This window comes from Paraburkholderia strydomiana, assembly GCF_031456815.1.
In the GTDB taxonomy this organism is placed as follows: domain Bacteria; phylum Pseudomonadota; class Gammaproteobacteria; order Burkholderiales; family Burkholderiaceae; genus Paraburkholderia; species Paraburkholderia caledonica.
This window is the reverse complement of sequence record NZ_JAVDVL010000001.1, coordinates 494,353-516,971: the sequence shown is the minus strand read 5'-3', so window position 1 is coordinate 516,971 and position 22,619 is coordinate 494,353. Positions and strand designations below refer to the sequence as shown.

Sequence of the window (22,619 nt, the reverse complement as noted above, 5' to 3'; positions counted from 1 at the left end):
ACGGAGACGAGATCATGAAAATAGGCTTTATCGGGCTCGGTAACATGGGCGCGCCGATGGCGCACAACCTGCTGAAGGCCGGCCACGCGGTCAATGTATTCGACCTGAATGAGCAAGCGGTGCAGGCGCTCGTCGACGCGGGCGCTCACGCTGCCGCTTCGCCAAAAGCGGCGGTGGCCGACGTCGAATGCGTGATCACGATGCTGCCTGCGGCAGCGCATGTGCGCAGCGTACTGACCGCGGACGACGGTGTGTTGGCCGGCATCCCGCAAGGCGTGACCATCGTCGATTCGAGCACGATCGATCCGGCAAGCGTGAAGGCGTTTGCCGAACTCGCGCAGCAACGGGGCAACACGTTCGTCGATGCGCCCGTGTCGGGCGGAACCGGCGGTGCGGCTGCGGGCACGTTGACGTTCATGGTCGGCGGCAGTGCCGGTGCGTACGAGAAGGTCAAGCCGGTGTTGTCGGCGATGGGCAGGAACATCGTGCATTGCGGCGATACCGGCACCGGCCAGATCGCGAAGATCTGCAACAACCTCGTGCTCGGCATCACGATGGCCGGCGTGGCGGAAGCCATGTCGCTGGGTGAAGCGCTCGGCATCGACGTGAAAGTGCTGGCCGGCATTATCAATACGTCGACGGGGCGCTGCTGGAGTTCCGACACGTATAACCCGATGCCGGGCGTAATTGATAGTGCGCCGTCGTCGCGGGATTACAGCGGTGGCTTCGGCACCGATCTGATGCTGAAAGACCTCGGACTGGCCACCGACGCCGCCAGGTTCGCGCGTCAACCGGTCTATCTCGGCGCACTCGCGCAGCAGCTTTATCAAACGATGAGCGCAAAAGGCGCGGGTCGTCTGGACTTTTCCGCAGTCATCAAGCTCTATCGTCACGAGACCGCGGAAAACACCGCCAAAGCCACCGGTAATGGAGATGCGCGATGATTGAACTCGACTACGCACATGAGGGCGCCGTCGCGCAACTCACGCTGAAGCGTCCCCCTGCGAACGCATTCACACCTGACGGTCTGTTGCAGTTGCAGCAGACGGTGGAGCGCCTGAACGGCGAGACTCGTGTCCGCGCAATAGTCATTACCGGCGAAGGTCCGAAGTTCTTCAGTGCTGGCGCCGATCTGAATGCTTTCGCCGACGGCAATCGCGAAGTGGCGCGCGTCGCGGCAGTGCGCTTCGGCGCGGCCTTTGAAGCGTTGCAGAATGCGCGGCCCGTGGTGATCGCTGCGATCAACGGCTTTGCGATGGGCGGCGGGCTGGAATGCGCGTTGGCGTGCGACATACGGATCGCCGAACAGCACGCGGTGATGGCGCTGCCCGAAACCGCAGTTGGCCTGCTGCCTTGCGGTTGCGGAACGCAAACGCTGCCGTGGCTCGTCGGCGAAGGCTGGGCGAAGCGCATGATTCTCACCGGCGAACGCGTGGATGCGGCGACCGCGCTGCGCATCGGTTTGGTTGAAGAAGTCGTGGAGAAGGGCGCCGCGCGCGAGGCTGCGTTGAGCATGGCGGCGCGCGTCGCGACACTGAGCCCGCAGGCAGTCGGCTTCAGCAAGACGCTGATTCATCAGGCGCGCAATGGCGTGCCGCGTTCAGCCGCGCTTGCAGTGGAACGTGAGCACTTTGTCGATCTGTTCGACGGTGCCGATCAGCGCGAGGGCGTTAATGCGTTCCTCGAAAAACGCACGCCGCGCTGGCAGATCGCGCAAGGCGAACACACAACGAGTTCTACGCAAGCAGCACACGCTCGCGGGGAGACGCAACGATGAGCGCCTTGCAGAGCGTCGTGCCCGAGAACGCGTCCGTTACAGGCGGCGAAGCTCAACGAGAAATCCAGTTTCGCGTGATCAACCGTGTCGCCGTCATCACGCTGAACCGGCCGGCAGCGCTCAATGCGCTGTCGCACGCGATGATTCGCGAGCTCGCCGTGCTCGTCGAGCATTGCCGCAACGACGACAGCATTGTCGCGATCGCCTTGAAAGGGGCTGGAAACAAGGGCTTTTGTGCGGGCGGCGATGTGCGCGAAGTGCACCGGCTCGCCACAAGCGGCGACAGCCGCTGGCTCGCGTTTTTCGTCGACGAATACCGGCTCGATTACGCATTGCACACTTTCCCGAAGCCGGTGGTGGCAATACTCGACGGTATCGCGATGGGCGGCGGCATGGGCCTCGGACAGGCGGCGCGTTTGCGCGTCGTCACCGAGCGCAGCAAGATTGCGATGCCGGAGACGCGCATCGGCTTCCTGCCGGACGTCGGCGCAACGCGTTTTCTGAGCGTGATGCCCGCGGAGCTCGAGTTGTACGTGGGCCTGACCGGCGCGACTTTATCCGGCGCCGATGCGTTGCGGCTGCAACTGGCGGATCAATGTGTGCCTGCCGACTGGCTGGTTTCTTGCGAACAGCGATTGCAGCACATGTCGCACGAGGGCGATCTCCTGAGCGCATTGCGCGGGGTCGTCGAGCCGCCGTGCAACATCGTGCCGCACGCGGCGATCACGCCATTCACGCAACTGATCCAGCGGCACTTCGACCGGCGTTCCGGCGTCGACAGAATCATGGCGACGTTGCGGCACGATCTCGAACGCGACCCGCCGCGCGAAGTCAGGCAGTGGCTGCAGTCCACTTACGACGCGCTCGCCGCGCATTCACCCACCATGCTTCCCGTCACACGTGAGGCGCTGTTGCGTGGCCGCCAGATGACGCTCGCCGAGTGTTTCCGGATGGAACTGGGCATCGTGAAGCGCGCAATCGAGGAGGGCGACTTCTGCGAAGGCGTGCGCGCGCAGCTGATCGATAAAGATCGCAAAGGACGCTGGGCGCCTGCCACGCTCGCAGAAGTGCGGCCCGAGCGCGTCAGACACTTTCTGAGTTCGCCGTGGAAGCAGGAGGCACATCCGTTGGCGGATCTCGGCGCGGAACCGGTGTGATGATCGCGCCGAGGCCGTGCGGTAGGGACCGTGAGCTTCAGCTTTCGCCGACGACCTCACCGTGCACGACCGCGGGTGCCGGTGCGGCGCCGTCGCTGCGCGCGCCTCGAACTCGTGAAACCCACAGCACGCCGCTGAGCGCGACCGCGACCGACGCCCATCCGACGGTTCCATAGCCGACTATCCGCCCGGCGGACGAACTGCCGAGCATGAGACCGCCGATCCACGCGCCGCATCCTGTGCCGAGCGCCTGGAGCGCGCTGTTCGCGCTGAGAAACGCGCCGCGTCGATCGGGCTGCGGCACGGTGGTCAAGAGGGCCTGCATCGGCACCATTCGCCCCGACATCAACACCATGAAAACCGGGAAGAACAGAAGCAGCGCATAGAACGGCAGGTCCGGCAGATGAGTGACAAAAAGGACTGGCAGACACGCAAGCAGCGCCGTGATACGGAAGACGCGGCGTGCACCGAACCGGTCTGCGAGCCTGCCGACCCGTCGCGAGGTGAAGAACGTTGCTGCTCCACCGGCCATGTATAGCCACGACAGTTGCTCGGGCGACACGCCGTGATTGGCAACGAGCACGGGCGAAATGAACGGGATGACCAGCATATGCGCGACCATCATTACGAAGGTCAGTGCAAAGGCCGACATATGCCGTGGGTTGCCGAGAAGCCGCAACAGATCGGGCAGTATTTCGGCGAGCGGCGGTTGGCGCCGGCTGAGATGTCCGGCCAGCGACGGCACCAGTTGCCAGCCCGCCACCCACACGGCGAACGACAGCCCGACCAGCAGGAAGAATGGCGCGGCCCAACTGAAATGCGCGCCTAGCATCACGCCGGCCGGCACGCCGGCGATTGCGGCGAGAGAGAAGGCCGTCATGATCGTGCCGGTTGCGGCGCCGCGTCGTTGCACGGGAATCACGTCGGCGACGATCGCCATGATCACCGATGCCAGCACGCCCCCCGTTATCCCTGCGAAAGCTCGCGCGGCCAGCAGCAACGCGAAGCTGCTCGCCAGCGCGCACGCGAGATTCGACATCGCGAAGAGCGCATACATGGTGAGCAGCAGACGCCGTCTGTCGAAGCGGTCGATGTAGGTAGCCGCAAAAAGTCCGGACAGACCCGAGCACCACGAATACGCCGACACCGCGGTGGCGAAGCCGGCCGGCGCAATGCCGAACGCGTGCATGATCTGTGGACCGAGCGGCATCATCACCATGAAGTCCATGATGATGGTGAACTGGGTCAGCGCGAGCAGCCAGAGCAAACGGCGCTCGTGCTTTGCGTCAATTGAATACATTGGCAAGGTTCCTTGTTGTTGTTATAAGCGCGCCGCTTGCACGCGTCTGGCCGCTTATCGCATAAGCCGGATGCTCGTACGGCGCTCAGTCGTCTATCGTTTCATGCACGGCCGCCGCGCCCTGCTTCCAGTAGCTCGCCGCGCGAATACGCGCTTTGTCGACGCCGCGTTCCATGCACAGATGATGACGAATCGCGCGGATGGTCGCCGATTCGCCCGCAGCCCATACATAGCCTTCGCCGTCTTCGGGCAGATACGTTTCGCGGACCGCTTGCAGCAAAGCCTCGCCGCGAGAGCCGGCTTCGCTGCGATAACGCCACACCAGACGCAGCTCGGCCCGAGTCTCGAACTCGATGCGAGCCGACGGGTCGGCCACTTCGATCACGGCGGCCACGCGCTTGCCGGCCGGCAGCTCCTCGAGTCGGCGCGCGATTGCGGGCAGCGCGGTGTCGTCGCCGATCAGCAAATGCCAGTCGAAAGCGGCAGGGATCACCAGTGAGCCACGCGGCCCGCCGATGCCGAGGTACTGCCCGACCTGCGCTTGCGCAGCCCATGTGGCTGCCGGGCCGGCTTCGTGCATGGCGAATTCGATGTCGAGTTCGCGAGCCTCGCGATCGAAGCGGCGCGGCGTGAAGTCGCGTGCGGTGGGGCGGCGCCCTTCGGGAAACACCGGGCCGTCGGGACCGGCTTCCGGCAGCACGGGTTTGTCCGCGCCCGGTTCGGGGAAGAACACCTTGATGTGATCGTCGAACGAAGCGGACACGAAGTCGTGCAAGTCTTCGCCGGTAAAGGTCACGCGGATCAGATGCGGTGTCAGCGCCTGCACTTTGCTGACTTGCAGCAGGCGGAATTTGAGCGGGTGCCGCACGCGATGCACGGCGAGGTCGGGTCGGTTTTCTGAAGTCGTCATTGAGCTGGTCCGATGCAAAGCGGTAGGTTCGGTGAGCCGCGTACCGCGCGTTAGCGCGGCGTGCGTGCAGTGAAGAGCCGGGCGTAAGGCGCCGGCGTTCGCGACGTCACGCGGTGGATGCGTCGTCGCTATGACCGCTGCCCGGATTGCGCTCGCCTTCGATCTCCTTCACCGCGCGCATCAGGATCGCGGCAATGCGGCGCTGTTCGTCGGCCGGCGCATTGTCACGACGCAGCAGCGCATTTTTCAGCGCGCGGCGTGCTTCGTTCAACTCGGGCGCCCAACCGCCTTCGCTGATGTCGGCCGGCTCTTCACCGGCAAACGCGCGGCGCACCGAATCCATCTTGCGCGCGATGTGGCTGAGCTTCGCGAGCATCAGCTCGACGCGGTCGCGGTTGGCCGCGAGATAGTCGCGCCCCGCCTGCGCCAGTTCATAGCGTTTGCGATTGCCTTCGAGTTGCACGGTGACGTAGCCGAGTTCTTCCAGATACGTGAGCGCCGGATAGACCATGCCGGGGCTCGGACTGTAGAAGCCGTTCGAGCGTGTTTCCAGCGCCTTGATGAGTTCGTAGCCGTGGCTCGGTTGCGCGTCGATCAGCGAGAGCAACAGCAGTTGCAGATCGTCGGAGCTGAATTTACGGCCGCGCGGAAATCCGTCGCCTTCGCCGCCGAAGCCGCCCGGCCCGCCGCCGAAATGGCCGCGCCCGCCGCGGTGGTCATGGTGGCGTCCAATCGCATGCCAGAGCGCATGCGGTGAGAAGCGATGGCCCGCATCGGCGTGTTCGCCGGGACCCTGGCCGTGAGCTTCACGATGATGGCCGAACGCATGCCACCACGCGTGCAGCAACCGGCGCTCGAAACCCGCGCCCGAAGGATAGTCGCCGCCGTGGGGGCGGCCTGAACGATGGTGATGACGCATCTCGCACACTCCATTTGTGTCTTAAGATGTGTCTTAAGATATATATCTAAAGATAGGTTGTCAAGTTTTTGAGAGGAGGTATGAGCGCATAACAAAGTCTGCGGGAACGCAAGGCAGCGACCGTGCTTGGTAACAGTGCCCAGATTCTGTGTGCAGCGCTTCCCCAAACGCGACTCTATGCAGAAATCGTCGTCGTCAGCGCGCCACGGAGACAAGACGGCCAGATAAGCGCTGCCTAAAATTCCCCGCATAAATACTGTCACTGCGACCTGCTTCCAGTACAGGCGCTTAGCGCGAGTCGTCCCTTGTTGAGTGCATCGGCTTACCTGGGCGCTTGCTCAGCTTGAACAAGCCTCGTAAAGCAAATCGGGAAAGCGGCTTCCAAACCTCCCAAATCAAAAGGAAACAGCATGAGCAACAACATCTTCACTGGCACGATTCCGGCCCTCATGACCCCGTGCACCGCCGACCGCCTGCCCGATTACGACGCACTCGTCGCCAAAGCACGCGAACTGGTTGATCTCGGCATGTCCGCCGTCGTTTATTGCGGTTCGATGGGCGACTGGCCGCTACTGACCGAAGCCCAACGTCAGGAAGGTGTCGCGCGGCTCGTGGCCGCCGGCATCCCCACCATCGTTGGCACCGGCGCGGTCAACTCGAAAGAAGCGATTTCTCATGCTGCGCACGCCGCAAAAGTAGGGGCGAGCGGCTTGATGGTTATCCCGCGTGTGCTGTCTCGCGGGGCGTCGCCCGCCGCGCAGAAAGCGCACTTCGCCGCGATTCTCGAAGCGGCTCCGGCACTACCCGCCGTCATCTATAACAGCCCGTACTATGGTTTCGCTACGCGTGCCGACCTGTTCTTCGAACTGCGCGCCAGGTATCCGAATCTGATCGGCTTCAAGGAGTTTGGCGGTGCTGCCGACATGCGTTACGCAGCCGAGCACATCACGAGCCAGGACGACACGGTGACGCTCATGGCAGGCGTTGACACGCAGGTCTTCCATGGCTTCGTCAACTGCGGCGCCACGGGCGCTATTACCGGCATTGGCAACGCATTGCCGCGCGAAGTCCTCCAACTGGTCGACCTGTGCCGCAAGGCGGCGAAGGGCGATGTCACCGCGCGCCGTCAGGCGCGGGAACTGGAATCGGCGCTGGCTGTGCTGTCGTCGTTCGATGAAGGGACCGACCTGGTGCTTTACTACAAGTACCTGATGGTGCTCAACGGTGACACGGAATATTCGCTGCATTTCTACGAAACCGATGCGCTGAGCGAGGCGCAGCGTCGTTACGCGCAGACGCAGTACGAGTTGTTCCGCAACTGGTATGCGGAGTGGTCGAAGGAAGTGAATGCTTGAGGCTTGAGCAACTGCAGTGCATGCAACATCGGAAAGCGCCCCACGTGGGCGCTTTTTTCATTGGAAGCCGCGAGAGAAAACCCTTAGAGACAGCCGCGCCTGCTCCGGTTAAAGCGACGCGCGAGTGCGCCGACGACTATGCAGATTTCTGCCTGGTTGCTGTCGATTTCCCTCAAGACTCCGCGATTTTTGGACTCTTATATTGCTCAAGCCATCCACCGGTCGGACCGGAAGGCGACAGGCATGTGCCTGCCACACAAGTGCGGGCGCGGGTACCGCGGTAATCCACTAAACGAGGAGCACAAGAACAATGCAATTCCATAGGACCGTCATCTCCAGCGCAATCGTCATGGGCCTCGCCCTGGCAGGCGCACCATGCTCCTATGCCGCAACGCCGGTCGATGTCAAGATCGGCTTCGCTGCGCCCCTCACCGGCGGTCAAGCCCACTATGGCGCGGATTTCCGCAGCGGCGTGCAGCTCGCCATCGAGGATATGAACGGGACGAATCCGATTATCGGGGGCAAGCCTGTGCATTTCGTACTGGACGCCCAGGACGATCAGGCCGATCCTCGCACCGGCACGACGGTTGCACAAAAACTCGTGGACGACGGCGTGGTCGCCGTGATTGGCCACTACAACTCGGGCACCAGCATTCCGGCCGCGCCGATCTACGCGAAAGCGGGCACGCCGCAAGTTGCGATGGCCACTGCCCCCAGCTACACGCGCCTCGGGCTGCCCACCACGTTCCGCCTGCTGACTTCCGATACGCAACTCGGCGCCGTGCTCGGTGACTTCGCTGTGAAGGGGCTCAAGTTCAAGCGCCTCGCGATCGTCGACGATCGCACCGCCTACGGACAAGGCGTGGCCGAAGAGTTCGCCAAGGCCGCGAAGGCGGCGGGCGCGACGGTGGTCACCGAGGAATACACGAACGACAAGGCCGTGGACTTCCGCGCGATTCTCACCAAGATCAAGCAGGCAAATGTCGACGCGGTGTTCTACGGCGGCGCCGACACTCAGGCTGCGCCGATGCTCAAGCAGATGCGCTCGCTCGCAATCAAGTCGACTCTGCTCGGTCCGGACATGCTCCAGTCGGATAACCTGATCAAGATTGCAGGCGAGGCGTCCGAAGGCACGTTGGCCGCGTCCGAGGGCAGCCCCCTCTCGCAGATGCCGGGCGGCAAGGCGTTTGCCGAGCGTTACCAGAAGCGCTTTAACCAGCCGGTCGAGCTGTACGCACCCTATGCCTACGACGGCACAATGGCCGTGTTCAATGCGATGAAGAAGGCGGACTCGACCGATCCGCATGTGTTCCTGAGCGCGCTGAAGGCCACGAATATGAAGGGCGTCACGACAAGTGAACTCTCTTACGACCAGTATGGCGACCTCAAGTACGGCGGCGTGACGGTGTACAAGGTCGTCAATGGCACATGGAAGCCGCTGCAAACGGTGGGTACGAAGTAAGTCACCATCGAAGATGGGCGGTGCCCTCAGACACCGCCCGCGCAGACTGCTCACGTCATCGGAAGCGCGGAACACGTGAGCGATTTGCCTCCAGATACCGCGACGATGCCCGTCGAGATTCCCTCGCAAGTTTCTACTCTCGCATAGCTCGCGTGGTTGGGTACTGGCAGTGCTTAACGGTGCGTCCAGGTGTCGTGGCGCACTTCCCTTTGCTGTGCCCAAATCGTCACTGCCATAGCGGCGTTCGAACAAGACGGCCTTGCGGCCGATGCGTAGGATGGTGGACATGAACTCCATTACCGTTATCGACTCCCACACCGGCGGCGAGCCTACACGGCTCGTCGTTGAAGGCGGCCCTGATCTGGGCCGTGGCCCGCTCGCTGAGCGGCTCGACATATTTCGCCGCGATTTCGATCACGTGCGTGCGGGCGTGGTCAACGAACCGCGCGGCTCCGACGTCATGGTCGGCGCGCTGCTTTGCGAACCGCATGATGCGAGGTGCTCGGCGGGCGTGATTTTCTTCAACAACGTCGGTTTTCTCGGCATGTGCGGACACGGCACGATCGGCCTGATCGTGTCGCTCGCGCACATGGGTCGCATCAGGCCGGGCGTACATCGCATCGAAACGCCCGTGGGGGTAGTCGAAGCCGAATTGCACGGCGACGGCAGCGTGAGCGTCCGTAACGTGCCCGCGTATCGCTATCGCACGGAAGTGCAGCTCGACGTGCCGGGACTCGGCCGCGTGCATGGCGACATCGCATGGGGTGGCAACTGGTTCTTCCTCGTCGCCGATCACGGGCAGACGCTCGAATTTGCGAACGTCGAATCGCTCACGAATGTCACCTGGGCAATTCGCGCCGCGCTCGAAGCCAACGGCATCACTGGCGAAGGCGGTGCGCTCATCGACCACATCGAATTGTTTGCGGATTCGACCACGCCCGGTGTCGATAGCCGAAACTTCGTGTTGTGTCCCGGCAAGGCGTACGACCGCTCGCCATGCGGCACCGGCACGAGTGCAAAGATCGCGTGCCTCGCCGCCGACGCTCATCTCGCACCCGGCGCAACCTGGCGGCAGGAAAGCATCATCGGCAGCATATTCGAAGCGAGCTACGAGCCTCATGAAGACACGAGTCATAACGTGGACAATGCCAGCCGCCGCTACGTGCGTCCCAGCATTCGCGGCACGGCGCACGTGAGCGCGGAGGCAAAGCTGATTTTCTCCGCCGACGATCCTTTCGCATGGGGCATTCGCGCGTGATTCAGCCGGGTCAGTCGAGTCCCGACGTCGTGGTGGTCGGCGCGGGCATCGTCGGCGCGGCTTGTGCACACGAACTGGCGAAGCAGGGCGCTGACGTGCTCGTGCTCGATCGCGCGGGCGTGGGCGGCGGAGTGACGGCAGCGGGTATGGGCCACCTCGTGCTGATGGACGACTCGCCTGCCGAATTCGCGTTGTCTGCTTGGTCGCGCGATCTGTGGCTCGAGCTCGCGCCGCGGCTGAGTGCGCGCGAGGCGTTCGTGCGATGCGGCACACTCTGGGTCGCCGTAGACGACGAGGAATACGAACTCGCGCAAACGCGCCAGCAGGCACTTGTGCAGGCGGGCGTCGACTGCTCGTTGCTGGACGCACAGCAGATGCGCGAAGCAGAACCCGAACTGCGCGAAGGCCTGCGTGGCGGCATGATGCTCCCCGACGACGCCGTGGTGTATGCGCCTGCCGCTGCCGCATGGCTACTCGCGCGGCCAGTGAAAGGACGCGTGACGTGCAGGCTCGATACGCAGGTTGCGCGCGTGAATCGCGAGGGCGTCGTGCTCGAGAGCGGTGAGGCGATCGCAGCGGGCGCCGTGCTAGTGGCGAACGGTCTGCAAGCGTCCGATCTGCTGCCCGGGCTACCGATGCAGGCGAAAAAAGGGCATTTGCTGATCACCGATCGTTATCCGGGCACGATCCGTCATCAAATACTTGAACTCGGCTATATCAAGAGCGCCCACAACGCGAGCGGTACGTCGGTGGCGTTCAACGTGCAGCCGCGTCCAACCGGTCAGATCCTGATCGGATCGTCACGGCAATTCGACACTGTCGATCCGGCTATCGAACCAGACGTTCTCGCACGCATGCTACGCCGCGCCGCGGAGTATCTGCCGACGTTGCCGACCCTCAACGCGATTCGGGCCTGGACCGGCTTTCGTCCGGCCACGAGTGACGGCTTGCCGTTGATCGGGCCCGCAGCACCGTTCGGGGACGACTCCTGTCACCGTTCTACGTGGCTCGCGACGGGTCACGAGGGCCTCGGCGTCACGACGGCACTCGCTACCGCCAAACTGATCGCCGCGCAGATGCTCGATCTGGGCGACGTGCTGCCAATCGACGCTGCGCCGTACCTGCCTGCACGCTTCGAAAACGTGGGAGCCAATCATGCGTGACCCCGTGACGATTAGCGTGGACGGACGCAACGTGCAGGTCGAGCGCGGCAGTTCGGTCGTAGCGGCTATCGCGCTCGTGACGGGCGGTGCGGATGTGGTGACGCGTGAATCCGTGAGCGGCGCGCAACGCGGGCCGCTGTGCGGAATGGGCGTGTGCCAGGAATGCCGCGTGACGATCGACGGCGTGCGCCATCGGCTCGCCTGTCAGACGCTCTGCACCGACGGCATGAACATCAGGACAGCAAGGTCTGCATCATGAATTTCGATATCCTGATCATTGGTGCGGGGCCTGCGGGACTGCATGCTGCAAGTGTCGCTGCGCAAGCAGGTGCTACAGTTGGCATCGTCGACGATAACGCACTGCCTGGCGGTCAGATCTGGCGACAAGGACCGCATCATCGACCGCAAGGGCGCGGACGCGAAGCAATCGATGCGGTGGCGCAAGCCCCGAACGTGGCGCGTTTGCACGGTACGCGCGTCGTGCAGGCGCTTCGCGAACACGAGTTGCTCGTGGAGGATGCTACACGCGGCTATCCGATCGGTTACGACAAGCTCATCATCGCAACCGGCGCGCGCGAGCGTTTTCTGCCATACCCGGGATGGACACTCCCTGGCGTGACAGGGGCGGGCGGGTTGCAGGCGCTGGTGAAGGGCGGCATGCCGGTGCGTGGCGAGCGCATCGTTATCGCAGGAACAGGCCCGTTATTGTGGGCGGCGGCCGTGACCGCGAGCGAACAGGGCGCGCACGTTGCGGCGATCGTCGAGCAGGCGCCGACGCATGCAGTGCGGCAGTTCGCAATGTCGCTCGTGAGCACGCCAGCGAAACTCGCCCAGGCGGCGCGCATGCGGTTCGCTTTGCGCGCGACGCCCTATCTGCGGGGCGCCTATGTGAGCGCCGCACACGGCGATCAGAAGATCACGCAGGTCGTGGTGCAGCAGGGTACGAGGCAAACGCAGATCGATTGCGACAGGCTCGCCTGCGCGTATGGTCTCGTCCCCAACACGATCCCGGGCACGGCACTTGGTTGCGATGTCGCCGAAACGGACGGCGTGCTCGCCCTCGTCGTCGATGATTTTCAGGCAACCACCCAGCCGGGCATCTATGCGGCCGGAGAATGTACGGGCGTCGGCGGCATGGAACTGTCTGCTGTCGAAGGGCGAATCGCCGCGCTTGCTGCGATTGGCAACGTAGCCGATGCGCGTGCTCTCTTTGCGGAGCGCGAGCGCTACCGCCGCTTTGCAGCGAAAATGCATACGGCCTTCGCCCTCGATCCGCAACTCCGCGGACTCGCCACCGCAGACACTGTGATGTGCCGCTGTGAGGACGTCAGCTTTGGTGAGGTCGCGCAGCATCGCGGCTGGCGCGATGCCAAGTTGCACACACGCTGCGGCATGGGGCCTTGCCAAGGCAAGATTTGCGGGGAAGCAGCAGCGTTTTGCCTCGGCTGGTCGCGCTATGGGCAGCGTCCGCCGTTCTCGCCTGCACGCGTGAGCACTTTAATGAGCTTCCAGACGCCGGTCTGAACGCCGGGAACCGCGAGCGTTCGAGTGACCTGGGCGTCGGCATAATCAAGCCAATCCTGATTCGCAACACTTAGCCATGAACCAACTGCTCCTTTCCGCCGTCACTGGAAACACGACCCTGCAGCAGATGGTGGCGCATTACGCGCTGCTCGTGCCGCTCTTCGATGCCATGCCCGATGTGGTCTTTTTCGTAAAGGATCACGAGGCACGGTATGTGATCGCCAATGCGACCCTCGCGGCCCGCTGCGGTTACAAGGACCGGCAGTCATTGCTGGGGAAGACAGCAGCAGAAGCATTCCCTTCGCGCTTTGGCCGCATCTATATGGAACAGGACAAGGCGGTTGTGCGAGATAACAACCGGCTGGTCGATCAACTTGAACTGCATCTCTATCCAGGTCGCCAGCCCGGTTGGTGCCTTACCTCGAAAGTACCGCTGCGCGATATAAAGGGTCGCGTCCTGGGCGTCGCAGGTATCTCGCGCGATCTTCGAGCGGCTGCAAGTACACATCCCTCGTATCAACGTGTTGCGATTGCAGTAAAGCACATTCAGGATCATTACGCGCATCCGCTGAAGTTAGCGGATCTTGCAGCACTTATCGACATGTCAGTTGCGCAGGTAGAGCGCTATTTCTTCAGAGTCTTTCACCTTACGCCTCGACAGATGCTACTCAAAACGCGGCTTGATGCAGCTTCGCAATTGCTCGCGGGTGACCTTAACATCACCGACATTGCGACGCGTTGCGGCTACACCGATCACAGTGCATTCACGCGTCAATTCAAGACGACGGTGGGGATTACGCCGACCCAATATCGCTCGTTGCTGCAACCGGCGACGACGTCGGTCGGTAAGCATTGAAAAGCAGTGAGGTCCAGATACCGTTTCGTCGTTGTTGAAGCGTCGCCGCAAAACCCATGGGAGCAGACGAAAGGTTGGGGAATGATCCTTCAACGGTGAACGGCCTCGGGCGACCTGAAATGCGGCTATTGTTTTAGCGCAGCGTTCGAGTCTCACATCGAGCATTTCACCGCTTGTCGATGTCTGCAGCCGCTGGGTCTGCATGACTACGCCATACGACGGCTCGATGACGGAGCGCAAACGCGAACGCGGGAACGCACGACGGGCAAGCATATTCTCGCGGGCGCGCGCCGATGGCCGACCTCTACGAGCGCGGCATCGGCACGGGCAATATGTCGAAGACGCATTCGCTCGCCGGACTACGTCTTGCCTGGATCGCCGGTCCTTCCGCTCTCAGACGGTAAACTCGCTGAATTGAGCAACGGGCCCATTTTCGCTTGCACGGTGTCAGAACTTGTGCCGAATGCCCAATTGCACGAATGTCTGCCGATCCGTCGATGAAGCCGTCAGAGCATTGAGCGTCGCGCGCGCCGCACGGCCGGTCGAATCGGTTCCGCTCGCGAACTGGGTGCTGCCGATGACATAGACGTCCGTGCGTTTCGAAAGGTAGTAGTCGAGCGACAAAGACAGCGTGTTGTAGCTCGATGAGCCAATCGTGCCCACACCCGAACCGTGTGTATAGCTGTAGACGAACTCGCTCGCCAGTGCGGGCGTCCAGAAGTATGTGAGGTTGAATTCACCGGTATTGAATTTTGCGGTGCCCGTCAGCCGGAGCGGATTGGAGCCGGACGACGTATCGCCGAGATCCTTGAACTGCACGTTGCTGTAGACGAGCCCGAAAGTCGCGGGACCGAGCGTATAGCGACCGGCTGCCGCTATCGCCTGATACGAGTGCGCCGACGCATAGCCGCTATAGACCGGGCTCGCGGTCATGTTGTTGAGATTTGCGCCCGGCACGTTGGTCGGCGTGCTTGTGAAAAACGACTGGTTCGGATTGCGCACGTTCATATACGCCGCGCCCGCCGAGAAGTTGCCGTAGTCGTAACCGGCGCCAATGGACCAGATCTGGTTGCGTGTCAAATCGCCCGCCTGTCCGCCGAAGCCATATACGCCACCCACGGTGAAGCCGCCGAAATTCGGGCTCGCATACTTGACCGAGCTGTTCACGCGCTTGCTGTTGTTGAGGTTGTCGAGATCGCCCGGATGCGCAGTCGTGCCGCCGCCATAATTTGCTGAGTTCATGCGCGATTCGACGAAGGTGACGAGCGAATCGTACTGACGTCCGAGCGTGAGCGTGCCATACGCGTTGCTCGACAACCCGACATACGCTTGCCGCCCGAACAGGGTGCCGCCCTGCAATGCAGTGCCTTTGCCAAGATCGAAACCGTTCTCCAGCTGAAAGATCGCCGACAGACCGCCGCCCAGATCCTCGACGCCCTTGAAGCCCCAGCGCGAGCCTTGCGATGCCGCTGGCACCGCCGAGGATGCGACCGCCGGCGCTGTTGCTCTGGTAGTTCACACCGTAATCGATGAGCCCGTACAGTGTGACGGAGCTGACATCGGCATGAGCAGCGCCGCAGACGGCGAGTAGCACGGAAGCCGAGAAGATTTTAGTATTCATTGGCATGACGAAGTAATTTAAGTGGGAATCCATCGCGTGCGGAGCGGATATGTCGGTGGCTCCTGATGCAACATTACCGGCTCGCTATCGATCGAGTATTCGCAATCAATCAAGCAGGGTTTGCGAGATTCGCAACGCTCTATCACGCACGAGAAGAAGCGCGACGTCGAGCCGGTTCGTCGCGCGGTTCACGCGCGCGTTGTTGATGAGCAGCGTAGTGATGCTTCAGGCGAGCGAGAAGTCGGCGGGCAAGGTGACTTCCAGCAGTTCGAGATCGGCGCTGCACTGCGCGAATGTGTAGGGCAGGTTGCCCGGAATTGCGATGCTGTCGTCGGCCGCGAGGCGCCAGTGCTGCTCCCCCTGCAAGACATCTAAACTGCCCGCGAGCACGAAGAAGAAGCAGAACTCGGTGTCGTGCATGCGCGAGGCTTGCTGTCCATCGCCCAGAGGACGCACGACGCGCACGCCGGCGAGGCCATCGGTAGCCGCCCCGATGCCTGTATCTGCAACGACGAATCCCGGCGATTTCCACGGTTTCCACGATGCATTTTTGGCGACATGCCGCACGAAACGCTGGCCGTTGAATTCATAGTCGGGATCGTAGACGCCGTTCGGCAAGGTCATGTCGTGCTCGGCCATCGTGATGTGTTCGGCGGGACTGCCGAGCTCAATCACTTCCGCACCCGCCGAGCTTTCGAGCACGCGATGCCGGATCTCGGGCGGCTGCAACACGCAATCGCCCGCTTCGAGAATGAACGGTTCGCCTTGTCCTTCGTACACGAGACGCACCCAGCCCTTGCGGCAGAAAATCGTCTGAAAGCGGATCTTATGAAAGTGCACGTAATCGGGCACGGGCCCGCCTTCGAGTATGCGGATATGCGATGCAATGAACGCGCCGCCGTGCCGCTCAGGCAGCAGATCGCGATAACGCATGCCCGCGCGCCCGACGCTCCAGTGTGCGTCGCTGCCTGCATGCGACAGCACGAGTTGCTGGCGCGTGGGCGGCAGCATCATCGGCGGATTCGCGTGCATGAGTCGCACGACGACGCCGTTGGGTGCGACGAGTTCGGATATCTCACCTGGCAATTGCGCGGGGTCGTCGCAGAGCACGTTCAGCGTATCGATGCCATTGCGCACATCGAGGCCGAGCCTCAGGCGGAAGCCATCGCGCGAAAGTATTGCGTTGCGCGGGCCATCTGCGGGAAAGATCGCATCGAGCCGAAAACCGAGCCGAGCGATGAAGAACTGCATCGTGGCGGGAAGGTCGGTGCAATGCATCGGCACGATAAAGCCTTGTACGCCCGCGATAGGCGCATCAGACGTCATGGAAGATGTGTTCATGGGATTCGCATAAGCGGTGAAAGGGAAGCGGCGGCGCGTCATTTACGCGCGCGACGGCGGTCCCGTCAGCACACAAGCGATGCCGATGCGTCGCGGCGCGCTGGAAAGAATGCGCGAGCCCTGACGCTTCATCGCGGCAGACATTGCGCCAGTCTCGCAAGTCCTGCGCGGGTCGTGCAGACACCCGGCGAAAAGCGCAACGTGCGGCTGCGCGAATCGACGAAGAGGCCCGCTTCCTTCAGTTGCACGACGATGCTCGCGGCATCGAGATGCGCGGGCGCTTCGGCCATGATGCTCGCACCGCGTTCGTCATCGGCACGCGGAGAGAGCAGGCGATAACGCTTGTCGTCGAGCATCGCGATGAGTTCGTGGCACAGCGCGAGGTTGTGCGCGCGCACGCTTCCCGCCGGTTGCGCCAGCATCCACGACATGCCTGGCTGCGATGCGACGAACGGCAGCACGGAAGGCGTGCCCGTGTCGAAGCGGCGTGCATCCGATGCATACGAGAATGCGTCGATGTTCCAGTTGAACGGATTCTGCTGACTGAACCAGCCGCGCACCGCAGGCTCGACGCCGAGCGCGAGCGCATGCGGCGCGATGTAGCCGAGGCCCGTGCCAGGCGCGCCACACAGCCATTTGAGCGTGGAGCCGCAGACAAAGTCGAACGGTGTGTGGTTCAGATCGAACGGCAGGATGCCGATGCCTTGCGTCACGTCGAGCGCGGCGAGGCTGCCGCGGCGGCGCGCCTGCTCGCACATCGCGGAGAGGTTCACGCGCTTCGACGTGAGCGACGATATCCACGTGACGAGCGCAAGCGCGACATCGCTGGTCCATGCCTCGATGAAGTCCTCGTCGCGCACGTAGTCTTCGCCATCGCGCACGGGCACGGTGCGCAGCGTGAAGCCGCGGCGGGCGGCGAGACCCGACAGCAGGAAATGCAGGCTCGGAAAGCAATCAGCGGCGACGAGCACGGTGCGATCGCGCAGCACGTCGTCGGCGAGACCGTCGAGGAAGCGCGCGAAGCAATCGGTCACGTTTTGCGCGCCGAACACGTCGGCCTCGCGTGCACCGATCATCGTCGCCCAGTCCGCGAGCAGACGGCCGCGCGCGGCGAGCGCTTCGTCCCAGCGCGTGTCGTCAGGCGCGCACCAGTTCGTTGCGAAACGGGCGAGCGAGTCGGTCATCGCTTCGCGATGTCCCGGATACACGCCGACGGAGTGATACATCAGCCAGCCGCTGAAATCGTCGTTTCGAGTATTCATGTTAGATGTGCTTGACGAGCTTGAAGTGATAGACCGCGATGCAGCCGAGGCTCAGCACGGCGCACGCCATCAGATAGAACGCGGGAGAGAGCGGATCGTGCGTCACGCCGATCATCGCGGTCACGAGCCACGGCGTGAAGCCGCCGAACACCATCACGCCGATGTTGTAGCTGAAGCCGAGACCCGTGCTGCGGATGTGGGTCGGAAAGAGCGACGACAGCACGGCGGCGAGCGGCCCGAAATAGATCGCCTTCAATGCTCCCGCGAGCACCATGATCGTCATCAGCACGGTCAGGGACGGACTGGCCAGCAGCCACGCGAAGCACGGGTAGATCGTGAGCAGCGTGACGAGCGCGGAGACGACCATCATGCGGCTGCGTCCGTAGCGATCGGCGAGATGGCCCATCAGCGGCGTGAACAGCATCAGGATCATGCCGGTGACGACCGTCGAGGCGAAGCCCGTGGATGCCGGCAGATGCAACTGCTTCACCGCGTACGTCGGCATATACAGAATCATCAGATAGCTCGCGGCGGTCGATACGGCCATGATGCCTGCGGCGAGCAGGATGCGGCCTTTGCTGTGCGCGAGCAGTTCGCGCACGGGCGCATTGCGCGCGGCGGCATTCACGTCGGGCGTATGCGCGGGCAGCGTATCGTCGATGTGCTTGCGGATATACAGTCCCACTGGCGCGACCAGCAAGCCGAAGATAAATGGCGCGCGCCAACCCCACGATTCGATCTGCTCCGGCGACAACTGCGTGCTGAGCACGAGCCCCGCGCAAGACGCGAGCACGGTGCTCATGCCCTGACTCGAAAACTGCCAGCTTCCGAGGAACGCCTTGCGCTTGCTCTTCTGCTCGATCATGAGCGCGGTGCCGCTGCCGAATTCACCGCCCGTCGAGAACGAAATAAGGATGCGCGCCGTCATCAGGCCGATGGGCGCGGCAACGCCGATTTGCGCGTATGTCGGAATGACCGCGCAGATGAGCGTGCCGATGGTAGTCAGCCCGAGCGCCATGAGCAGCGCCGCCTTGCGCCCGCGACGGTCCGCATAGCGCCCGAGCATGAGTGCGCCGAGCGGGCGAAACACATACGAAAGGCCGAAGGTGCCGAACGTCATCAGTAGCGAAACGGTCTCGTCGTGCGCGGGAAAAAACAGCTTCGACAACGTGACGGCGAAAAAACCGTACGCGGTGAAGTCGAACCATTCGAGCGCATTGCCGATGCTGGTCGCGACGATAAGGCGCCGCATGGGTGTCGCGCCAATCTTCGGCGGGCTTTCCTCGATGACAGTCGAATCCATGTCTTGGGGTTCCATTAAAGGGACGGTTAGCGAGCGTGCGGCGTGTCGGTTTCGCCGAGATCCCAGAACACGCCGGTCATCAGTTGCAAAGCCTCACGCATGACCGGCGCGAGCACATGTTCGTCGGGTGCATGCTGACGGCAGCCCGGATAGGAGTGCGGAATCCAGATCGTCGGCAGGCCGAGCGTGTCGGCGAAGCATTCATTCGGGATGGTGCCGCCGAGATTCGGCAGCAAGGTCACGCGCTTGCCCGTCGATGCCTCGATCGAACCCTCCGTGAATGCGACCCACGGATCGTTCGGATCGAGCCGCGTCGCCGCGCCAGATGCCTCGATGGTCACGTCGATGCCCTCGAAGCCTTCGCGCGCGAAATGCGCTTCGATGAGCTCCTTCGAGCGCTTCCACTCGGTGCCGACGACGAAGCGCAACTGGCAGACAGCTTCCGCCGCGGCCGGGATCGCGCTCACCGCGTTTGCGACGTTGCCGGACTGCATCGCGAGCACTTCCAGTGTGTTCCATGCGAAGACGCGCTCGGCGGGCGTGAGACCCGGCTCGCCCCAGTTCGATGACAACGGCGGATCGCCTTCGTCGGTGCCGATTTCCAGACCGGCAACGCGTTCGCGCACCTGCGGCGGAATCGTTGGCGGCAGCAGACCATTGATGCGAATGCGGCCGTGCCCGTCGACCAGACTCGCGATCGCGTTGGCGAGCACCGTCGCGGGATTGGCGAGCACGCCGCCCCAGTTGCCGGAGTGACGCGCGCCGAACGCATTGGCGGTACGCAGCCGAAAGTGCAGGGCGCCGCGCGAGCCGAGGAACATCGTGGGCGATGTGGCGCGCTGACGCGGCCCGTCCGATGCAATCAGGAGGTCCGCTGCGAGGCGTTCGCGCAACAAGCCGCAAAGCGCGTCGAGTCCGGGCGAGCCGACTTCCTCGCCCATTTCGAAGACGATCTTCGCGTTGAAGCCAAGCTCGCCGCGTTCCGCGAACACTGCCGCAAGCGCGGCGAGATTGATGGAATGCTGCGCCTTGTTGTCGGCGATGCCGCGTCCGTACCAGCGCTCGCCTTCGACGCTCACGCGCCAGGGCGAACGCTCTTGCGTCCAGTTGACGGCGTCGCCGTCGATCACATCGCCGTGGCCGTATAGCAGTACCGTGGGACGCGACGACGATTCGATGCGCTCGCCGACGAGAAACGGGGGCATGCCTGCCACAGGGTTTTCCACGATCTCACAGGTGAATCCGAGAGATGACAGTGAGGCTTCGATTTCTTCGCGAAGATAGCGACGCAGCGCGGGCGCTGCGTCGGCGCGCTGGCTTTCGGTGGCGAGCGCGACGCGCCGGCTCAAGGTGACGAGGAACTCGCCGCTGTCGAAGTGCGATTGGGCGAGAGCGAGAGCGCTGTTTCGGGACATGTCGTGGAGTCGAAGTAAGGCCGGTGACACCAGATTAGCGCCGCGCGAGCATCCGTGTATTCGCAATCAAACAAGGTACATTTGCGTTTTACTCAAACCTTGAGTCACACTGAGCACACGCTCGTCCCACCTGATCGTAATCGCTATGCGCAAGCTGCTGGAGCCGTCGCTTTACTATTTCTCGGTCGTCGCACAGGCCGGTTCGCTGACGTCGGCGACCGAAAAGCTCGGGCTGACCGTGTCCGCGTTGAGCCGGCATATCGCCAAGCTCGAAGGCGATATCGGCGTGCCGCTCTTCGAGCGCCATGCGCGCGGCATGGTCCTTTCGCAAGCCGGGCGTCTGTTGCTGCGCCACGCGCAACGAACGCTATCCGACGCGCAAGCGGTCTTCGACGAAATCCAGGGCGACGAACGGCGCCGCGCGCGCACGCTGATCATTGCGTGTACCGAAGGCTTCGCGTTCGACTTTCTGCCCGTGTCGCTGGGCGCGTTTTGCCGTGCGCATCCGGATATCGTGATTCAGCTCGAAGTTGTGTCGTCCGAGCGGGCGAGTCAGTTGCTGCTGTCGGGCGAGGCGTCACTCGCGCTCGCGTTCAACTTCAAGCCAGAGCCGGGCGTCACTGTGCAGTACACGCAGCGCGCGCCGGTCATGGCGCTGATGCACGAGACGCATCCGCTCGCGAGCAAGGCGAAAGTCGCGCTGAAGGATCTGACGACATATCCCGTGGTGCTGCAGGACAAGGGCACGACCAACCGCCAGCTCTTCGACATCGCGTGCAATGTCGAGAACATCGAAATCGTGCCGATGATGACGAGCCGCTACGTCGCGGCGCTGTACCGTTTCGCGCTGGTGGTACCGGAGGCGATCATGCCGTCGGGATATGTGTCCGTCGCGAAGCGGCTCGGCGTGGACCGCATGAAGGCGATTCCATTCGATAACCCGCTGCTGACGCAGCGCCGTCTCCAGGTGCTGACGCTTGCGGGCCGCAGCCTGGACGATCTTGCGTCATCGTGTCTTGAATGGATCATCGGTGATCTGAAGCAGGCGTGACCTGTGGTTTGTCGGAGGCTTGCCCTTGTTCCGAGTCGCGGTCGTCGAGCCGTTCGGGCCGGCTAAAATTCGTCTGAACTCCCGATTCGCGGCGTTATTATTGGCAGCGCCGCATGACCGTTTTCCGGAAGCCGCCTTTAATGAACATCGCCTATCCCCTTACGACGCAGTCCGATGCCGAAACACTCGTTGCCATTCGTATTGCCGCGATGCGCGAGAGCCTGGAGCGTGTCGATCGTTTCGACCCGCAGCGCGCGCGGGAGCGGTTTCTAACGTCGTTCGATCCTGCGTTGTGTCGATTCATCGAGGTCAATGGTGTTCGCTCTGGCTTCATTGTCATTCGCCCGCAAGCAGACCACTGGTTACTCGATCACTTTTATATTCTGCCGGCGCACCAGGGAAAGGGTATCGGCGCGACCGTCCTACGCGACGTCTTCACGAGCGCGGACGGGCAAGGCATGCCAGTCCGTCTCGGAGCCTTGCGCGGCAGTAATTCGAACCGCTTTTACAGACGGCATGGCTTCGTACAGACTAGTGAAGACGAATGGGACATCTACTATGCCCGTCAACCGGCGGAGCGAAAGGCAAGCGGCAAGGCTCCATTCAACTTTATAGGGACAGGCGTGGTTGTATCGCGGTCACAGACCCAGCTGTAAGGGCCGTCCATGCCGCACTAGGATCGGCACCACCCGAAACGGCACGCGTAAGACCTCGGCGTCAGGATGGATTGCAGTTCATACTTTCGACAGATCGGGTCTTCTTCGCATTTCGGCCACAAACTGCTGCTCACATGCGCCGCCTGTAGGCCGCTTAGGAGTCGGCTCTGCTTCGCAACCGGCCGTCTGATTGTCACAAGGCGAGTGCTCGTTCATCGGCCAGAAGGCACATCAATCTTTGCGGCCAAAGACGCCTAGCTCCACCGCGCAGGGGCGTCTCCCCTGATAG

Annotated in this window: 19 protein-coding genes and 1 pseudogene; 12 read left to right on the top strand and 8 right to left on the bottom strand. The window is 62.8% G+C overall.

What is annotated here, in order from left to right:
- Positions 1 to 14: 14 nt before the first annotated feature.
- From mmsB to J2W46_RS02315, 3 genes are read left to right on the top strand one after another with little or no spacing between them, the layout of a single operon-like run.
- Positions 15 to 944: a 3-hydroxyisobutyrate dehydrogenase gene (gene mmsB / locus J2W46_RS02325; RefSeq protein ID WP_310350962.1), complete on the top strand. Its 930-nt coding sequence runs from the start codon at positions 15 to 17 to the stop codon at positions 942 to 944.
- Positions 941 to 1,777 (top strand): enoyl-CoA hydratase, encoded by an 837-nt coding sequence (locus tag J2W46_RS02320; protein ID WP_310350960.1) that lies wholly within the window; start codon positions 941 to 943, stop codon positions 1,775 to 1,777. The genes mmsB and J2W46_RS02320 overlap by 4 nt, the downstream gene beginning before the upstream one ends.
- Positions 1,774 to 2,934 (top strand): enoyl-CoA hydratase/isomerase family protein, encoded by a 1,161-nt coding sequence (locus J2W46_RS02315; RefSeq protein WP_310350957.1) that lies wholly within the window; start codon positions 1,774 to 1,776, stop codon positions 2,932 to 2,934. Before J2W46_RS02320 ends, J2W46_RS02315 begins: the two co-directional genes overlap by 4 nt.
- Before the next feature lie 37 nt (positions 2,935 to 2,971).
- On the opposite strand, the gene J2W46_RS02310 is transcribed toward J2W46_RS02315, so the two are convergent.
- From J2W46_RS02310 to J2W46_RS02300, 3 genes are all read right to left on the bottom strand, one after another.
- Positions 2,972 to 4,234: an MFS transporter gene (locus J2W46_RS02310; RefSeq protein ID WP_310350955.1), complete on the bottom strand. Its 1,263-nt coding sequence runs from the start codon at positions 4,232 to 4,234 to the stop codon at positions 2,972 to 2,974.
- 85 nt (positions 4,235 to 4,319) lie between these two features.
- Positions 4,320 to 5,144 carry a siderophore-interacting protein gene (locus tag J2W46_RS02305; protein ID WP_310350954.1) on the bottom strand — a complete coding sequence of 275 codons (825 nt, stop codon included), beginning with the start codon at positions 5,142 to 5,144 and terminating at the stop codon, positions 4,320 to 4,322.
- Positions 5,145 to 5,250: 106 nt separating this feature from the next.
- Complete coding sequence (locus tag J2W46_RS02300) at positions 5,251 to 6,063, bottom strand: PadR family transcriptional regulator (protein ID WP_310350951.1); 813 nt, start codon at positions 6,061 to 6,063, stop codon at positions 5,251 to 5,253.
- A gap of 410 nt (positions 6,064 to 6,473) precedes the next feature.
- On the opposite strand from J2W46_RS02300, the gene J2W46_RS02295 reads away from it, so the two are divergent.
- The 7 genes from J2W46_RS02295 (at position 6,474) to J2W46_RS02265 (ending at position 13,681) form a co-directional block, all read left to right on the top strand.
- A complete protein-coding gene (locus tag J2W46_RS02295; protein ID WP_087751113.1) occupies positions 6,474 to 7,418 on the top strand; it encodes a dihydrodipicolinate synthase family protein in 945 nt (314 codons plus the stop codon).
- A gap of 310 nt (positions 7,419 to 7,728) precedes the next feature.
- The gene (locus J2W46_RS02290) at positions 7,729 to 8,880 is read left to right on the top strand and encodes a branched-chain amino acid ABC transporter substrate-binding protein (RefSeq protein ID WP_288824027.1); all 1,152 of its coding nucleotides are present in this window, start codon (positions 7,729 to 7,731) and stop codon (positions 8,878 to 8,880) included.
- Between the two features lie 277 nt (positions 8,881 to 9,157).
- Positions 9,158 to 10,138: a 4-hydroxyproline epimerase gene (locus tag J2W46_RS02285; RefSeq protein WP_310350943.1), complete on the top strand. Its 981-nt coding sequence runs from the start codon at positions 9,158 to 9,160 to the stop codon at positions 10,136 to 10,138.
- Positions 10,120 to 11,301, top strand: a complete 1,182-nt coding sequence (locus tag J2W46_RS02280; protein ID WP_310350941.1) for an NAD(P)/FAD-dependent oxidoreductase — start codon at positions 10,120 to 10,122, stop codon at positions 11,299 to 11,301. The genes J2W46_RS02285 and J2W46_RS02280 overlap by 19 nt, the downstream gene beginning before the upstream one ends.
- A complete protein-coding gene (locus J2W46_RS02275) occupies positions 11,294 to 11,560 on the top strand; it encodes a (2Fe-2S)-binding protein (RefSeq protein WP_310350938.1) in 267 nt (88 codons plus the stop codon). The genes J2W46_RS02280 and J2W46_RS02275 overlap by 8 nt, the downstream gene beginning before the upstream one ends.
- On the top strand, positions 11,557 to 12,825 hold the full coding sequence (locus J2W46_RS02270) for an FAD-dependent oxidoreductase (RefSeq protein ID WP_310350935.1): 1,269 nt from the start codon (positions 11,557 to 11,559) through the stop codon (positions 12,823 to 12,825). Before J2W46_RS02275 ends, J2W46_RS02270 begins: the two co-directional genes overlap by 4 nt.
- A gap of 76 nt (positions 12,826 to 12,901) precedes the next feature.
- The gene (locus J2W46_RS02265; protein WP_310350932.1) at positions 12,902 to 13,681 is read left to right on the top strand and encodes an AraC family transcriptional regulator; all 780 of its coding nucleotides are present in this window, start codon (positions 12,902 to 12,904) and stop codon (positions 13,679 to 13,681) included.
- A gap of 447 nt (positions 13,682 to 14,128) precedes the next feature.
- Here the strand turns inward: J2W46_RS02265 and J2W46_RS02260 are convergent.
- From J2W46_RS02260 to J2W46_RS02240, 5 genes and pseudogenes are all read right to left on the bottom strand, one after another.
- Positions 14,129 to 15,308, bottom strand: a pseudogene (locus tag J2W46_RS02260) (porin).
- Between the two features lie 219 nt (positions 15,309 to 15,527).
- The gene (locus J2W46_RS02255) at positions 15,528 to 16,643 is read right to left on the bottom strand and encodes a cupin domain-containing protein (RefSeq protein WP_310350929.1); all 1,116 of its coding nucleotides are present in this window, start codon (positions 16,641 to 16,643) and stop codon (positions 15,528 to 15,530) included.
- Between the two features lie 128 nt (positions 16,644 to 16,771).
- A complete protein-coding gene (locus tag J2W46_RS02250; protein ID WP_310350926.1) occupies positions 16,772 to 17,905 on the bottom strand; it encodes an aminotransferase class V-fold PLP-dependent enzyme in 1,134 nt (377 codons plus the stop codon).
- Between the two features lies 1 nt (position 17,906).
- Positions 17,907 to 19,208, bottom strand: a complete 1,302-nt coding sequence (locus tag J2W46_RS02245) for an MFS transporter (protein WP_310350924.1) — start codon at positions 19,206 to 19,208, stop codon at positions 17,907 to 17,909.
- Between the two features lie 26 nt (positions 19,209 to 19,234).
- Positions 19,235 to 20,623: a M20 family metallopeptidase gene (locus tag J2W46_RS02240; RefSeq protein ID WP_310350922.1), complete on the bottom strand. Its 1,389-nt coding sequence runs from the start codon at positions 20,621 to 20,623 to the stop codon at positions 19,235 to 19,237.
- 145 nt (positions 20,624 to 20,768) lie between these two features.
- Here J2W46_RS02240 and J2W46_RS02235 point away from each other — a divergent pair, with 145 nt between their 5' ends.
- Together J2W46_RS02235 and J2W46_RS02230 are read left to right on the top strand one after the other, a co-directional pair.
- Entirely contained in the window at positions 20,769 to 21,674 is a 906-nt protein-coding gene (locus tag J2W46_RS02235; RefSeq protein WP_310350919.1) for a LysR family transcriptional regulator, read from the top strand.
- 140 nt (positions 21,675 to 21,814) lie between these two features.
- The gene (locus J2W46_RS02230; protein ID WP_310350915.1) at positions 21,815 to 22,330 is read left to right on the top strand and encodes a GNAT family N-acetyltransferase; all 516 of its coding nucleotides are present in this window, start codon (positions 21,815 to 21,817) and stop codon (positions 22,328 to 22,330) included.
- The last annotated feature ends 289 nt before the right edge of the window (positions 22,331 to 22,619 follow it).

Bases quoted from the DNA above. Each gene is read 5' to 3' on its own strand.
- mmsB (WP_310350962.1), top strand. From the start codon at position 15: ATGAAAATAGGCTTTATCGGGCTCGGTAACATGGGCGCGCCGATGGCG.
- J2W46_RS02320 (WP_310350960.1), top strand. From the start codon at position 941: ATGATTGAACTCGACTACGCACATGAGGGCGCCGTCGCGCAACTCACG.
- J2W46_RS02315 (WP_310350957.1), top strand. From the start codon at position 1,774: ATGAGCGCCTTGCAGAGCGTCGTGCCCGAGAACGCGTCCGTTACAGGC.
- J2W46_RS02310 (WP_310350955.1), bottom strand. From the start codon at position 4,234: ATGTATTCAATTGACGCAAAGCACGAGCGCCGTTTGCTCTGGCTGCTC.
- J2W46_RS02305 (WP_310350954.1), bottom strand. From the start codon at position 5,144: ATGACGACTTCAGAAAACCGACCCGACCTCGCCGTGCATCGCGTGCGG.
- J2W46_RS02300 (WP_310350951.1), bottom strand. From the start codon at position 6,063: ATGCGTCATCACCATCGTTCAGGCCGCCCCCACGGCGGCGACTATCCT.
- J2W46_RS02295 (WP_087751113.1), top strand. From the start codon at position 6,474: ATGAGCAACAACATCTTCACTGGCACGATTCCGGCCCTCATGACCCCG.
- J2W46_RS02290 (WP_288824027.1), top strand. From the start codon at position 7,729: ATGCAATTCCATAGGACCGTCATCTCCAGCGCAATCGTCATGGGCCTC.
- J2W46_RS02285 (WP_310350943.1), top strand. From the start codon at position 9,158: ATGGTGGACATGAACTCCATTACCGTTATCGACTCCCACACCGGCGGC.
- J2W46_RS02280 (WP_310350941.1), top strand. From the start codon at position 10,120: ATGGGGCATTCGCGCGTGATTCAGCCGGGTCAGTCGAGTCCCGACGTC.
- J2W46_RS02275 (WP_310350938.1), top strand. From the start codon at position 11,294: ATGCGTGACCCCGTGACGATTAGCGTGGACGGACGCAACGTGCAGGTC.
- J2W46_RS02270 (WP_310350935.1), top strand. From the start codon at position 11,557: ATGAATTTCGATATCCTGATCATTGGTGCGGGGCCTGCGGGACTGCAT.
- J2W46_RS02265 (WP_310350932.1), top strand. From the start codon at position 12,902: ATGAACCAACTGCTCCTTTCCGCCGTCACTGGAAACACGACCCTGCAG.
- J2W46_RS02255 (WP_310350929.1), bottom strand. From the start codon at position 16,643: ATGAACACATCTTCCATGACGTCTGATGCGCCTATCGCGGGCGTACAA.
- J2W46_RS02250 (WP_310350926.1), bottom strand. From the start codon at position 17,905: ATGAATACTCGAAACGACGATTTCAGCGGCTGGCTGATGTATCACTCC.
- J2W46_RS02245 (WP_310350924.1), bottom strand. From the start codon at position 19,208: ATGGATTCGACTGTCATCGAGGAAAGCCCGCCGAAGATTGGCGCGACA.
- J2W46_RS02240 (WP_310350922.1), bottom strand. From the start codon at position 20,623: ATGTCCCGAAACAGCGCTCTCGCTCTCGCCCAATCGCACTTCGACAGC.
- J2W46_RS02235 (WP_310350919.1), top strand. From the start codon at position 20,769: ATGCGCAAGCTGCTGGAGCCGTCGCTTTACTATTTCTCGGTCGTCGCA.
- J2W46_RS02230 (WP_310350915.1), top strand. From the start codon at position 21,815: ATGAACATCGCCTATCCCCTTACGACGCAGTCCGATGCCGAAACACTC.